Below are 13,283 nucleotides of genomic sequence, written 5' to 3'. Positions count from 1 at the left end.
AACCCGGGTCGCGGGAGGTCCTCGCCGGAAGCACCACCCTCATGTCAGTCCACCGAGTCGCGTACACATCGCGTGATAACCTGGCAGTACCGGCACACGGTCCTCCTCTCGTGTCTGCTCGCGTTCTTCGTCACCTACTTCGGCCGGCTGGCGATCAGCCCCGTCGTCCCCCTTCTGACGGCGGAGTTCGCGATCACGAACACGCTGGTCGGGGTCGCCCTGACGGGGATGTGGCTCGCCTACGGGCTCGCGCAGTTCCCGAGCGGGATCCTCGCCGACCGCTACGGCGAGCGTCCGGTCATCCTCGTGGCCGTCGGCGGGACGACGGCGATGGCTCTCGTGCTCGCGCTCGCGCCGGTCTACCCCCTGTTCGTCGCCGCCGCGGTCGCGCTGGGCGGCGTCGCGGGCCTCCACTACGCGGTCGCGACGACCCTGCTCTCGCGGACGTTCGACGACCTCGGCACCGCGGTCGGGCTCCACTCCGTCGGCGGTCCGCTGGCGGGACTGGTCGCGCCGGTCGCCGCCGCCGGGATCGGTGTTCGATGGGGATGGCGGCCCGCGGTCGCCTCGACGGCGGTCGTCGGGGTCCCGATCTTCGTCCTGTTCGCCCTCCGGGTCCGTCCGACGGAACCCCGGAACCCCGGAAAGCCGCTCCGGGAGGGACTCGAGTTGGCTCCGCTGCTCAATCTCCTCTCGCGGCCCTCCGTCGCCTTTCCCCTCGCCATCGCGGTCGCCGGAACATACGTCGCCCAGGGGCTGCTCTCCTTTCTCCCCGCCTTCCTCGTCGGCTTCCACGGCTACACGGCGACCGCGGCCGGGGTCGCGTTCTCGGCGTTTTTCGTCGTCAGGACGGGCGGCCAGATCGCCGTCGGGCGCGTCTCCGACACCTACGGCCGGGACGCCGCGATCGCCGGCTCGATGGCCGCCGGCGCGGTCGGCCTCCCGCTGCTCGTCGTGGCAGGCGGGCTCGCCACCGTGGCGGCCGGAATCATCCTCGCCGGGCTCAGCTCGAGTTTCTTCTCGGCGATCGACCCCCGCTTTATGGACGCGCTCGGAGACGAGGACCGCGGGACCGGGTTCGGGCTCGTCCGGACGGTCTACACCGTCCTCGGTGCCGCGGGATCGGCCGGCGTCGGCCTCACCGCCGACCTCCTGGGATGGGGCGTCGCCTTCGTGACGCTGGGGGTGCTCCTGCTCGGCTGTTTCCTCGCGCTCGCGGCCAACCGCGTCCTCGCGCTCGGCTACTGAGCCTCGCCGCCGGTGCGGAGATGGTGGAAGACGTAGGTCTGGACCCAGCCCGCCTCACTCCCCCCGAAGCGCTCGCGGATCGCCCGCGAGGTCTCGGCGTAGGACCCCCGGTCGCAGTCGGGATAGCGCTCCTCGATCGCCGACCGAATCCAGGTGTCGAGGGGGACGGCCTCGTCGAAGCCCAGCGCGAACAGGCAGACGCAGTCGGCGACCTTCTCGCCGACGCCGACGAACCGGGTGAGGTACTCCCGGGCATCCTCGTAGGGGAGGTCGCGGGCCTCTTCGGGGTGGCCCTCGCCGGCGGCGACCATCTCGGCGGTCCGGACGACGTAGGGCGCGCGATACCCCAGCCCGAGGTCGCGGAGTTCGGCCTCGGTCGCCGCCGCGAGGGAGTCGGGGTCGGGAAAGGCGTGGTAGGTCCTCCCATCGAAGGCGACCTCCTCGCCGTAGGCCCGCGCGAGCGAGGTGACCATCGCGTGGATCCGGGAGACGCGCATCTGTGCCGAACAAATAAAGGAGATCAGCGTCGGGAACGCGGGGTCGTCGATGAGTCGGAGCCCCCGATGGCGCTCGAACGCCGTCTTCACGAGCGGGTCCTCGGGCGCCCGCCGGACGATCGCCCCGAGGTCTGCGTCGAGTCGCAGGAGGCGCCGGACCGTCCCCTCGGCGTCGGTCGTCGACTCCCACTCGAGGACGCCCTCGCGCTGGCGGACCCGGACGACGTTGCCGTCGGCGACGGTCGCGTACCACGCGCCGGGAGCGGGCTCGCCGCCGTACATCGCGCCGTCCTCGCGGCTCCAGAGGTAGGTCTGGCCGCTCTCGAGGGTACAGTAGAGGTCGAGGCCGCCGGGGAGGTCCTCGATCGGGACGGCACCGGAGACGGGGTCGCCTGCCATGGTCGTCGTGTCGGGAGCGGTCGCTTTTGCCTTTCGGAACCCGGCGGCTCCCTCCAGAGGCCCGCTACGGCCGCTCTCGGGGCAGGGAGAACCTTCATACTGCCGGCGACGGTACTCCGGGTATGGACTGCAGGGTCGTCGTCGAGGCTGCCGTGCCGGTGTTCGACGTGGAAACGGAGGACGAGGCGATCCGCATCGGCATCTCGAAGACCGGCGAGATGTTGAACCCCGACCTGAACTACGTCGAGATCGACATGGGCACCCGAACCTCCCCCTCGGGCGAGGAACTCCCCCCGGCGTTCATCGCGGCCGACGAGGCCCTCGTCGCGCTCGAACTCGAGATGACCGTCTTCAACGTCGAACGCGAGGAACACGCCTCCCGGATCGCCCGCAAGGAGATCGGCCAGCGCCTCGAGAACATTCCCCTCGAGGTCCTTGAGGTCGAGGTCATCGAGGACGATGGGGGAGATGACGACAGCGACGACGATGGATCCCCGGACGACGGCGACACGGATGCCGGCAGCGATGACGACGACATCCTCCCCGAGTTCGAGGACCTGGTCGAGTAACCCGGACCGTTTCGGCCGGAAACCGGGCCTTTCGACGGTGAAACGACGACCCGCTTCCCGGGTTCGCTCGAGTCGGCCCGGGAACCCCCCATCCTGGTCGGCGTCGAACGGCCCGGACCGACGGCCGTCCGAATGGATGTGGGTACCGTATCGACGTAGCAACGTCCTCCCGGAACCGGTGACAGGAGTTCTGAATCCGAACCAACCGTCGTGAACGGTCGAGTCTCGCCAGTAGGACGTGCGTTCGGACTGCGACGACGTCTCCTCGTTAGTCCGCGGTCGCGGCGACCGGTCGGGACTCGGCTTCGTCCATCTCCTCGGTGATGCCCGCCGCGAGCGCGAAAACAGCCGCCTTGTGGTCGGTCTTCGACTTGTGGATCGACGTCGGTCGAATGCCAAGGGAGTCGTACTCCTCTAAGTCGATCCGACAGTCGTCCCATGCCGCACACTGGTTCGATACCTCCGCAAGAAGCCCGTGAAGGTGGATGAGTTCCTGTTTCTTCATAACCATCCTCGCCTATCCACCGCAGGGTTATATTATTATCTTGAGCCTCGTTACCATACTGAGTCCACCGGAACCCGTTCATGTAACTCCGAGGACGGTTCTCGGCGCGGGCCGGTAGGAGAACCAAACGGGGTGAACGGTCGCAGAAAGGCGCGATTACGAACGATCCTGAACGATTTATGGTCGTATGTTGTTGGCGAACGGGGAGCTTCCGGGAGGGGTTGAACGACCGGCCGGACGGGGTTAGCCGAGCTGTTTCAGCGTCTGCAGATCGCGGTCGGTCCGGGTGAACTCGGCGGTCAGCCGCGAGGCGTGACAGTTCGGGCAGTGGAACAGCTCGGAGGCGCCCGGAAGCTCGCTCGGGCCGAGCTGCCAGTCTTTCGCACATTCCGGACAGAGAAGTTGTACGCTCGTTTCGTCCATGCTGCGTGTGTACAGACCACTAACCCAAAACGTTTCGCATCGCGGCGGGAGCGTCGCCACTCGCGGAGTCGCGTACGGCGTCGGCGAGAATTAAGGGCGGAGAACGATGGGTGCCGTCGTCGCGGTCGTCGGGTCGGTCATCTCAGGCCGCCGGGGCGGTCTCGGAGGCCTCGAGGAGCTCCTTGTAGCGGTTGCGGATGGTGACCTCGGAGATGCTCGCGACGCCAGAGACCTCGTTCTGGGTCACCTTCTCGTTGGTCAGCAGGGCGGCGGCGTAGACGGCCGCGGCCGCGAGGCCGACGGGCGATTTACCCGAGTGGACGCCCTCGTCGCGGGCGCTGTCCAGCAGGTCCCGGGCCATTCGCTCGGTCTCGTCGGAGAGATCGAGGTCGCTGACGAACCGCGGGAGGTAGCTCTCGGGGTCGGCGGGCTTGACCTCGAGGCCGAGTTCCCGGACGATGTAGCGGTAGGTCCGGGTGAGCTCCATCTTGTCCACGCGGCTCACCGAGGCGAGTTCGTCGAGGCTCCGGGGGGTGCCGGCCTGGCGGGCGGCGGCGTACAGGCTGGCGGTCGCGACGCCCTCGATCGAGCGCCCGGGCAGGAGGTCGTCCTCCAACGCTCGGCGGTAGATGACGCTCGAGGTCTCCCGGACGTTCTCGGGGAGGCCGAGCGCGCTCGCCATCCGGTCGATCTCTCCGAGGGCCTGTTTGAGGTTCCGCTCCTTGGAGTCACGCGTGCGGAAGCGCTCGTTCCAGGTGCGCAGGCGCTGCATCTTCTGGCGCTGGCGGCTCGACAGGGACTTGCCGTAGGCGTCCTTGTCCTGCCAGCCGATGTTCGTTGACAGCCCCTGGTCGTGCATCATGTTCGTGGTGGGGGCGCCGACGCGGGACTTCTCGTCTTTCTCGCTGGCGTCGAACGCGCGCCACTCGGGGCCGCGATCGATCTCGTCTTCCTCGACGACGAGCCCGCAGTCCGTACAGACGGTCTCTGCGTGTTCGTCGTCGGAGACGAGCCGGCCGCCACACTCCGGACAGTGCTCTTGCTCGCCGGCCTGTTCCTCTTCGGTCTCCTCGGTCCGGGCGTTCGTTCGCTCCGTTTCTTCGGTATAGCTCCGGGTAATGGTGTCAGTCATTGTTGGTCTGTTACTCGGGGCTCCCGGGTGGGTGAAACCAGAAGAACCCCGGACGCCCCAGCTAACATAGCGTAAGTCCGAAAGCCGTATAAAGCTTTCGCCTCCATAATAAACGACTTACTATGTAGTTTATGAAGGTTTCGGCCGGCCCGGCGGTCGCCCGGCCGGAGTCGGCGCCTCGACCGTACATATCGCTTCCGGTCGTCAGACCGTAAAGAGGTGGCCCTCCTCGGGCACGTCGAAGAGCCCGATCCGCGCACCCGCGTCGAGCCAGGCGTGGCCATACGAAAAGGCCGCGAGGGCGTTGACGGGGTCACCCTCGGCCCGGAAGTGCCGTCCGTCCTCGAGGTAGGCCTCGGCCATCTCGTAACACTCCGTGGCGGCCTCGGCCATCGGCGTCCCGTCGGGGGGAGCGATCGCCGCCGCCTCGAGGGCCGCCTTGAGCAGTTCCCCGTAGCGGTCGGTCTTCTCCGAGAGGTCGGCCGGCATGGGTGGGGGTTCGCCCGTTGCCTAAACGCTCTGTCGGTTTCGGACAGGCGTAAGTAGCTGACCGTCCTGGGAGCCAGACGTTAGATGCGGGAGATTACGCTACTGGTGTCGGGAGAGGACGTCGAGGCGGTCACCGGCGTGTTGAACGACGAGAACATCGACTACGTGGCCGCAAGCGAGGAGGAAAACGGCTCCGACGCGATGGTCATCGAGTTTCCAATCCCGACGGAGGCCGTCGATCACGTCCTTTCGCGGGTCAGGGAAACGGGGTTCGACGACGGCGACTACAGCGTCGTCTCGACGATCGAGACCGCACAGACGACGAACATCGACGAGCTCGAGAAGCGGTTCGTCAGCGGATCCGAAACTGATGACTCCGTCGCCCACGAGGAGATCAGGTCGAAGGCCATCGGCATGACCCCCGGCGCCGGGACCTACTATGCGATGACGCTGCTCTCGGCGTTCGTCGCCACTGCCGGACTGCTGCTCGACTCGCCGGCGATCGTCGTCGGCTCGATGGTGATCGCCCCGCAGGTCAGTGCCGCGATGACGGGCACCGTCGGCACCGTGATCAACGACCGGGAGATGGTCGTCGACGGGCTCTCCTCGCTGCTCGGCGGGCTGGTCGTCGCCGTCTGTGGCTCGCTCGCGTTCGCTGTGCTCGTCCGCCACGGCGGGTTTTTCCCCTCGACGATCGACGTCTCGGCGATCCAGCAGGTGAACTCCCGGATCTCTCCGGGACTGCTCTCGACGGTCGTCGGCGTCTCGGCGGGTGCGGCCGGAGCCTTCGGCCTGGCGACGGCGCTTCCCGTCTCGCTGGTCGGCGTCATGATCGCCGCGGCCCTGATCCCCGCCGCGGCTGCCGTCGGCATCGGCGTCGCGTGGGGCGAGCCCCTCATCGCCCTGGGGGCGCTGGTCTTGCTCCTGACCAACGTCGTCGCGATCGTTCTCGCGGGCCTGGTCGTCTTCTGGCACCTGGGCTACCGTCCCGACGGCTGGAACGCCGGCCACCTTCGGGCGAACCTCAGGCGCGACCGGATCGGAACGATGCTGACAGCGGTCCTCGTCCTCTCGGTCGTCCTCCTCGCCGGCGGCGCCGTCCTCGGCCAACACGTCGCCTTCGAGAACGAGGTCCACGACGAGGTCCGGACCGTCCTCGCCGACGAGCGCTACGAGGACCTCGAGGTGGTCGGCGTCCGCGTGGAGTTCGAGGACCGGGGGCTCCTGAGCGAGACGAACGAGATCGCGGTCTCGGTCAGCCGTCCGGCCGACCGGGCCTATCCCGATCTGGCCGAGGCGATCGACGAGCGGGTGAGCGAGCGCACCGGACGGGACGTCGCCGTCACCGTCGAGTACGTCGAACAGACCACTACCGAGAGCGGGAATCGGTAAGCGAGCCGACCCCGTCGTGTCTACCGGACAACGGTGGCGCGAGCGCAACGCGTATACGGCGCGTTTCCCTACACATGACCATGAGCGACCAGCCCCGGGTCGATATCTACACCAAGGAGGAGTGTCCCTACTGTGAGAAGGCAAAGGACCTCTTCGACGCGAAGGGCATCGAGTACGAGGAGTACAACGTCACGGGCGACGAGGAGCGCTTCGAGGAGATGGTCGAACGCGCCGACGGCCGCAAGACCGCCCCCGAAGTGTTCGTCGACGACGAGCTGATCGGCGGCTGGGACGAGACGAGCGCGCTCGAGGAGACCGGCGAACTCGACGAGAGACTCGGGATCGAAACGGAGGACGACGGAGAGGCCGAGCACCGAACGCTGCTCGTCGCGGGAACGGGGATCGCGGGACTGACGGCGGCGATCTACGCGGCCCGCTCGAACAACGAGCCGCTGGTAATCGAGGGCGACGAGCCGGGCGGCCAGCTCACCCTCACGACCGACGTCGCGAACTACCCCGGCTTCCCCGAGGGGATCGGCGGCCCCGAACTGGTCAACAACATGAAAGAGCAGGCGACCCAGTTCGGCGCCGAGCTCAGAAACGGGATCATCGACGACGTGGACGCCTCGAGCCGGCCGTTCCGCGTCGAACTCACCAACGGTGACGTCTACACCGCCGACGCCGTGATCGCGGCCTCGGGGGCGAGTGCGCGCACCCTCGGGGTCCCCGGCGAGGAGGAGCTGATGGGCTACGGGCTCTCGACCTGTGCGACCTGTGACGGCGCCTTCTTCCGGGACGAGGACATGCTCGTCGTCGGCGGCGGCGACGCCGCGATGGAGGAGGCCTCCTTCCTCACGAAGTTCGCCGACACGGTCTACCTCGTCCACCGCCGCGAGGAGTTCCGCGCCGAGGACTACTGGATCGATCGCGTCCAAGAGCAGATCGAGGCCGGCGACATCGAGATCATGCGAAACACCGAGCTGACCGAGATCCACGGCTCCCAGGAGGAGGGCGTCGATCACGTCACGCTGGTCACGAACGACGCCGGCCATCCCACGGACCGCCTGGACGACCCCGAGACCGAGGAGTTCGCGTTCGACGTCGGCGCCGTCTTCTTCGCGATCGGCCACACCCCGAACACGGAGTATCTCGAGGGGACCGGCGTCGAGACCGACGAGGAGGGGTATCTCGAGACGCGTGGCGGCGAGGGCGGCGGCCAGACCGAGACCGACGTCCCCGGCATCTTCGGCGCCGGGGACGTCGTCGACTACCACTACCAGCAGGCCGTTACCGCCGCAGGGATGGGCTCGAAGGCCGCCATCGACGCCGACGAGTACTTGGAGGACCTCGAGCGGGCGGAAGCCAGTGCCGGCGGCGAGGCCGTCGCCGCGGACGACTGAGCCGGGACTCGTCGCGGCGGGCCCGCCGACTCGTCGGACCGACCTGGGGACGTGAGCTACAAGGGCTTCCTGATCGAACGGCCGGCATGGACCTCCAGGACCTTGCCGACCGGCTCGACGACGAACTCGGGACCGCCGACTACGCCGACGTCGACGCGAGCGCGAACGGGCTCCAGGTGGGCCCCGGCGAACGGGAGGTCAAGCACGTCGCCTTCGCCGTCGACGGCGTCGGAGAGACGTTCGAGGCGGCGAGCGAGGCCGGCGCCGACGCCCTCGTCGTCCACCACGGGCTCTCCTGGGGCGGGTTCGAACGCGTGACCGGCCGGACCTACGACCGGATCGCGGCGCTCGTCGAGGCCGACCTCGCGCTGTACGTCTCCCATCTCCCGCTCGACGGCCACCAGGAACTCGGCAACGCCGCCGGCCTCGCGCGTACGCTCGGCCTCGAGGAGCGCGAACCGTTCGGCGAGCTCGGGAGCCAATATATCGGCCAACGGGGTACGCTCCCGGAGCCGCGATCGCTCAAGGAGATCGTGAGTCGGTTGAACGACGAACTCGATACCGGCGGCGAGCCGGTTCGGAGCCTCGAGTTCGGCCCCGAGGAACTCCAGCGGGTCGCCGTCGTCACCGGCAGCGGCGTTGACTGGCTGGACGAGGCCGAGGCCGGGGGCGCCGACGTGTTGATCACGGGCGAGGGCAAAGGGAAGGTCTACCACGAGGCCCGGGAGTCGGGGGTCTCGGTCGTGCTCGCGGGCCACTACGCGACCGAAACCTTCGGCGTGCGCTCGCTCGCGGACCTCGTCTCGGACTGGGGACTCGAGACGACGTACGTCGACGCTCCGACGGGCCTGTGAGCGCGAGCCGAACCAGTTACTGGGCGGATCAGTTCGAGTGCCGTATCCGTACCCGAAGGTAGGAATTCGTTACCGGGACGGGGGTCGCTGCTCCGACAGGTCAGGGACGATCTCGGTTCGGGATGGCGAACGGACACCCCTGAGATGGCAGTCGCTAGCGGCTGATACTCCTGAACTAACAATAGTCAGGGACCGAGGACCGTCCTCCATCCCTCGGACGACCGCGAGGGAGCCACCATGACGGACCGAAAACGACTCACTCGACGGGACAGCCTCAAAGGAATCGCCGCGGCCGGCACGGTGATCGGCGGCGCGACGCTCGGGCTCTCGACCGCGATGGCCCACGAGGAGGGCGACGGGAAGGAAAGCGACGAGCACGGAAACGAAACGGGCGAGGACGGCAACAACGACGGCAAGGGAGGAAAAACGGACGACGGGAAAGACCGCGATGGCAAAGACGGCCGGAAGAAGGACGAAAAACGCGGCAAGAAAGACGCCGGGAAGGGCGAGAACGAAAAGGAATACGACGAGAGCGACGGCAGAGACGACAACGGCAAGCACGACGACAAAAAGGGCGGGAAAAAGAGCGACGGGAAGAAGGACGACGAAAAAGACGGCAAGCACGACGAGAAAGACGACCACGGGAAGGACGGGAAGAAAGACGACCACGAGAAGAAAGACGACGGCAAGCACGACGGAAAAGACGGCACGTACGACGACGAGAAGGACGATCACGGAAAGGACCCCGCCAAGCGGATCGACCTGGCCCCGGTGTGCTACGAGTCCGGCGGGAAGAAAGGCAACGAGAAGTACGGCACGTTCCGCGTCGAGAACCACGGCAAGCAGGACGTGAAGGTCGGCTGGAAACGCCACTGCGACGGGAAGCGAGACTACATGGCGGTCGCCGCGGGCAAAAAGGAGTGCTTCCAGGTCGGCCTCGGGAACTCGGGAACGGCGACGGTGTCGCTTTACTACGACGGGAAGAAGATCGCCACCGCGGACGCGGAGACGGATATCGGCTGCGACTGCAAGGACTGATCCCGACTGATCCGGCGGCTCGTCGGTTCGGGCGACCAGTCTCTCGCCGGGACCGATCGCGGCGTTGAAGCCCCCGGCGGTTTCATCCTTCGACATGACCCACGACGGGACGGGAGACCGGGAAACGTTCTCCCACGATCCGGTCGGCCACGCCGAGGCTCGAGCGGGGATGACGGTCGGGGACCTCGCCGACGAGTACGGGGCTGCGGGCCTCGGCGCGACCGACCTCCACGAGGCCGTTTCGATTACGGAGGCGATGTTCGACGACGACGTGAGCGTCTTCTTCGGGCTCGCGGGGGCGATGGCCCCCTCGGGAATGCGCCGGATCGTCTCCGATCTGATTCGTGACGGGTACGTCGACGTCCTCGTGACGACGGGCGCGACGCTGACCCACGACTCGATCGAGGCCATCGGCGGCAAACACCACCACGGCGAGGTCTGTAGCGAGGGCAAGACCGAGCGCGAACACGACGAGGCCCTGCGCGAGGAGGGCGTCGATCGGATCTACAACGTCTACCTCCCACAGGAACACTTCGCCGAGTTCGAGAGCCATCTCCGCAGCGAGGTGTTCCCCGAAGCCGAGGGGACGGTCTCGATCGAGGAGTTGACCCGCGAACTCGGGCGAGCGAACGCCGCGGTCAACGACCGCGAGGACGTCGCGGAGGACCCCGGTATCGCCGCCGCAGCGTACGAACACGACGTCCCGATCTACTGTCCGGCGATCCAGGACTCGGTGCTCGGCCTCCAGGCGTGGATCTACTCCCAGACCAACGACCTCACGCTCGACGCCCTGGGGGACATGACCTCGCTGACCGACCGGGCGTTCGAGGCCGAGGAGGCCGGCGCGTTCGTCGTCGGCGGTGGCGTCCCGAAGAACTTCACGCTCCAGACGATGCTCGTCACGCCCGGCGCCTACGACTACGGCGTCCAGCTCACGATGGACCCACCCCGGACCGGCGGGCTCTCGGGCGCCACGCTCGACGAGGCCCGGTCGTGGGGGAAGTTCGAGAAAACGGCCGAGAACGTCTCGGTGTACGCCGACGCGACGATCACGCTCCCGCTGGTCGTCGCCGCGGCCCGCGAGCGCGTCGAGTCCTAATAGGTGCTGTAGGTCGCCGACCCGATCTCGACCCGGACGAACTCGTTGTCGCCGTAGGAATCGGCGCTCGCGCCGTACTTCTCGTTGATCCGGGCGATCGCGGCCTCCGCTTGCTCCCTCTCTTCGACGACCCGCGCAGTGCCACGCAGGGAGACCATCCAGCGGGCGTCGCCGTCCTCGTCGTGCTGGACCGAGAGCGCGACCCGGGGGTTCGCCCGGACGTTCTCGAGCTTTCGGCCCCCGATCGAGAGGTCAATAGTTCCGTCCTCGTATCGGTACCACACCGGGGCCACGTGCGGGCGATCCTCCACCGAGGTCGCGAGGTGGGCCATCAGCGGTCGGCTCTCGAGCAATCGCTCGGCCTCCGGGGGGACGCTCATGGGCGACGTACGGTGAGGACGGCCAAAGCGGTTTGGCCCGGCGGTCAGTACCCCGACCGAAGCCGGGCGGCGTCGAGAGCCAGATAGTGGACGGCGGCGCCGGTGAGGCCGCTGTCGGCGATCCGCCGGCCGGAAGTCTCGACTAAGACTTCGGGACAGTAGCCGGTCGGATACCGGCTGCCGAGCCGGCGGCTGTAGGCCGTGTCCTCGTTGCCGACGTTGGGGAACCCGCCCGACGCCTCGTAGACCTCCCGGCGGACGAGGAGGTTGAATCCGGGGAGGATCGGCCGCGAGAGCCGGGGAAAGACGTGGTTGATGGTCGCTTCCATCAGCTTCGCTCGCCAGGGACCCGTGATCCGACACCGCGAGGAGGCCCCGGCGAGCCCCTCCCGGTGGGCGAAGCCGAGCAGTTCGGTCAGGTAGTTCGCGCGGAGTTCGGTGTCGGCGTCGACGAACGCGAGCCACTCGCCGTCGGTCTCCGTGGCCCCCTGGTGGCGGGCCGCACCGATCCCCGTTCCCTCCTGGGCCACCAGTCGGGCGCCGGACTCGCGGACGATTTCGGGGGTTCCGTCCGTGGAGCCGCCGTCGACGACGAGAGTCTCGTAGACGTAGTCAGTATCGAGGTCCCGGATGCTTCCGAGAGTTTCCCGAACGTAGTCGGCCTCGTCGATCGCCGGGACGACGAAGCTCACGTCGGGTGGGTCCGTCCGCGCCATCCCTCCCGATTCCGACCTCGAGGGTCTTAACCGTCCGTGCTTTCGGCCCGCAGGCGGGTTACAGCCACTCCGGATGCGAGGATGTCTCCTCCTCGACGCCTCGCCAGGAGACGGCGGGTTCCCACCCCAGCAGCTCCTCGGCTTTCGCGTTCGAGAAGGCCGACTCGTCGCCCGAGAGCCCGTGGTCGGCCGGGAGGTCGTGACCCGTCGCCTCGATGAGCTCCGCCGTCGGGTGGCCGAGGTGGTTCTCGTCGGCGGTACAGCAAAAGACCTCGTGGCCCGGCAGGTCGGCCGCGAGCGCGGCCTCGGCCATCCGGGCGACGTCCCGGACGTCGACGTACGACCAGAAGTTCCCGCTGAGTTCGGCCGAGGAGAGGTCAAAGCCCTCGCGCTGTGGGCGGGCGCGGTACTCGCCGGGGGTGTAGATCGAGGTCGGACGCAGCGTCGTGACGGACACTCCATAGCGGCGGGCGACCATCGCCGCGATCTCCTCGCCGGCCGCGTTCGAGGTTCCGTACGGGTCTTCGGGTCGGAGCTCCGTCCCCTCGTCGATCGGCAGGTCGTCGGGCACCCAGGGCTCGGCGGCGAACAGGGGTCCGTACACCGCCTGCGAGGAGGTCCAGACGACCTCCGCGTCGGCCCGCCCGGCGGCAACGAGCGTGTTGTACGTGCTCATGACGTTGTTCTCGTAGACCCGCGTCCCCGGATCGTCGAGCGGGCCCGAGATCGCCGCACAGTGGATTACCGCGTCGGGGTCGATCTCGTGGATCGTCTCCCAGGTCGGTCCCTGCTCGGTGAGGTCTACACTCCGAAAGTGGGCGTTCGAGCGGGTCCCCTCCGGCAGATTCAGGTCGAGCCCGACGACCTCCACGCCGTCGTCGGCGAGCCGATCGGTCACCCACGAGCCGACGCTCCCCGCCGCGCCAGTGACGACCGCGGTCTCGACCGCGTGATCGAACTCGTTCTCGCCGTCGTCGGCCTTCGTGTTCGCCATACGCGGGGGCTCGCGCCGGACCCACTAAAACCGTCCCGATGTGGGTCGTCCCCGCTCGAACGGGTCGCAAGGGTCTTTGGCCCGACGACGGTAGATCGGGGTGGCCGATGACGAATCATCCGCTCCGAGCCGGACTCGGCATCCGGTC

Annotated in this window: 15 protein-coding genes; 7 read left to right on the top strand and 8 right to left on the bottom strand. The window is 67.9% G+C overall.

Annotated elements, in window-relative coordinates; all coding sequences use genetic code 11:
- The first annotated feature begins 75 nt into the window (after nucleotides 1-75).
- Complete coding sequence (locus LCF40_RS04405; protein WP_224827581.1) at nucleotides 76-1,248, top strand: MFS transporter; 1,173 nt, start codon at nucleotides 76-78, stop codon at nucleotides 1,246-1,248.
- On the opposite strand, the gene LCF40_RS04400 is transcribed toward LCF40_RS04405, so the two are convergent.
- A complete protein-coding gene (locus LCF40_RS04400; protein ID WP_224827508.1) occupies nucleotides 1,242-2,144 on the bottom strand; it encodes a DNA-3-methyladenine glycosylase family protein in 903 nt (300 codons plus the stop codon). The two genes, LCF40_RS04405 and LCF40_RS04400, sit on opposite strands and share 7 nt — an antisense overlap.
- 122 nt (nucleotides 2,145-2,266) lie before the next feature.
- Here LCF40_RS04400 and LCF40_RS04395 point away from each other — a divergent pair, with 122 nt between their 5' ends.
- Nucleotides 2,267-2,713, top strand: coding sequence for a DUF555 domain-containing protein (locus LCF40_RS04395; RefSeq protein WP_224827507.1), 447 nt, complete (start codon nucleotides 2,267-2,269; stop codon nucleotides 2,711-2,713).
- Between the two features lie 268 nt (nucleotides 2,714-2,981).
- Here the strand turns inward: LCF40_RS04395 and LCF40_RS04390 are convergent, their stop codons facing one another.
- The 4 genes from LCF40_RS04390 to LCF40_RS04375 all read right to left on the bottom strand — a co-directional run bounded on the left by LCF40_RS04390 (nucleotide 2,982) and on the right by LCF40_RS04375 (nucleotide 5,262).
- Nucleotides 2,982-3,218: a UPF0058 family protein gene (locus tag LCF40_RS04390; protein WP_114575508.1), complete on the bottom strand. Its 237-nt coding sequence runs from the start codon at nucleotides 3,216-3,218 to the stop codon at nucleotides 2,982-2,984.
- Between the two features lie 243 nt (nucleotides 3,219-3,461).
- Nucleotides 3,462-3,641 (bottom strand): DUF7836 family putative zinc-binding protein, encoded by a 180-nt coding sequence (locus LCF40_RS04385; RefSeq protein WP_114575509.1) that lies wholly within the window; start codon nucleotides 3,639-3,641, stop codon nucleotides 3,462-3,464.
- Between the two features lie 142 nt (nucleotides 3,642-3,783).
- Nucleotides 3,784-4,773 (bottom strand): transcription initiation factor IIB, encoded by a 990-nt coding sequence (locus tag LCF40_RS04380; RefSeq protein WP_114575510.1) that lies wholly within the window; start codon nucleotides 4,771-4,773, stop codon nucleotides 3,784-3,786.
- A 204-nt stretch (nucleotides 4,774-4,977) separates the two neighbouring features.
- Complete coding sequence (locus LCF40_RS04375; RefSeq protein ID WP_224827506.1) at nucleotides 4,978-5,262, bottom strand: DUF357 domain-containing protein; 285 nt, start codon at nucleotides 5,260-5,262, stop codon at nucleotides 4,978-4,980.
- 84 nt (nucleotides 5,263-5,346) lie between these two features.
- Between LCF40_RS04375 and LCF40_RS04370 the strand changes: the two genes are divergently transcribed.
- From LCF40_RS04370 to LCF40_RS04350, 5 genes are all read left to right on the top strand, one after another.
- Nucleotides 5,347-6,654, top strand: a complete 1,308-nt coding sequence (locus tag LCF40_RS04370) for a TIGR00341 family protein (protein ID WP_224827505.1) — start codon at nucleotides 5,347-5,349, stop codon at nucleotides 6,652-6,654.
- An 80-nt stretch (nucleotides 6,655-6,734) separates the two neighbouring features.
- Entirely contained in the window at nucleotides 6,735-8,054 is a 1,320-nt protein-coding gene (locus tag LCF40_RS04365; RefSeq protein WP_224827504.1) for an FAD-dependent oxidoreductase, read from the top strand.
- A gap of 86 nt (nucleotides 8,055-8,140) precedes the next feature.
- On the top strand, nucleotides 8,141-8,908 hold the full coding sequence (locus LCF40_RS04360) for a Nif3-like dinuclear metal center hexameric protein (RefSeq protein WP_224827503.1): 768 nt from the start codon (nucleotides 8,141-8,143) through the stop codon (nucleotides 8,906-8,908).
- 237 nt (nucleotides 8,909-9,145) lie between these two features.
- Complete coding sequence (locus LCF40_RS04355; protein WP_224827502.1) at nucleotides 9,146-9,946, top strand: hypothetical protein; 801 nt, start codon at nucleotides 9,146-9,148, stop codon at nucleotides 9,944-9,946.
- 94 nt (nucleotides 9,947-10,040) lie between these two features.
- Entirely contained in the window at nucleotides 10,041-11,045 is a 1,005-nt protein-coding gene (locus tag LCF40_RS04350; protein ID WP_224827501.1) for a deoxyhypusine synthase, read from the top strand.
- On the opposite strand, the gene LCF40_RS04345 is transcribed toward LCF40_RS04350, so the two are convergent.
- The 3 genes from LCF40_RS04345 to LCF40_RS04335 are packed head-to-tail and all read right to left on the bottom strand — an operon-like array spanning nucleotide 11,042 to nucleotide 13,135.
- Nucleotides 11,042-11,425: a pyridoxamine 5'-phosphate oxidase family protein gene (locus LCF40_RS04345; protein ID WP_224827500.1), complete on the bottom strand. Its 384-nt coding sequence runs from the start codon at nucleotides 11,423-11,425 to the stop codon at nucleotides 11,042-11,044. The genes LCF40_RS04350 and LCF40_RS04345 overlap by 4 nt on opposite strands.
- A gap of 44 nt (nucleotides 11,426-11,469) precedes the next feature.
- Nucleotides 11,470-12,141 (bottom strand): glycosyltransferase family 2 protein, encoded by a 672-nt coding sequence (locus LCF40_RS04340; protein ID WP_224827499.1) that lies wholly within the window; start codon nucleotides 12,139-12,141, stop codon nucleotides 11,470-11,472.
- 58 nt (nucleotides 12,142-12,199) lie between these two features.
- Entirely contained in the window at nucleotides 12,200-13,135 is a 936-nt protein-coding gene (locus LCF40_RS04335; RefSeq protein ID WP_224827498.1) for an NAD-dependent epimerase/dehydratase family protein, read from the bottom strand.
- Nucleotides 13,136-13,283: the final 148 nt, after the last annotated feature.

Origin of the sequence: Saliphagus infecundisoli (assembly GCF_020177375.1) — an archaeon.
GTDB lineage: Archaea > Halobacteriota > Halobacteria > Halobacteriales > Natrialbaceae > Saliphagus > Saliphagus infecundisoli.
Note: the sequence above shows the minus strand (reverse complement) of the source record. Positions and strands in the feature narration are given on the sequence as shown.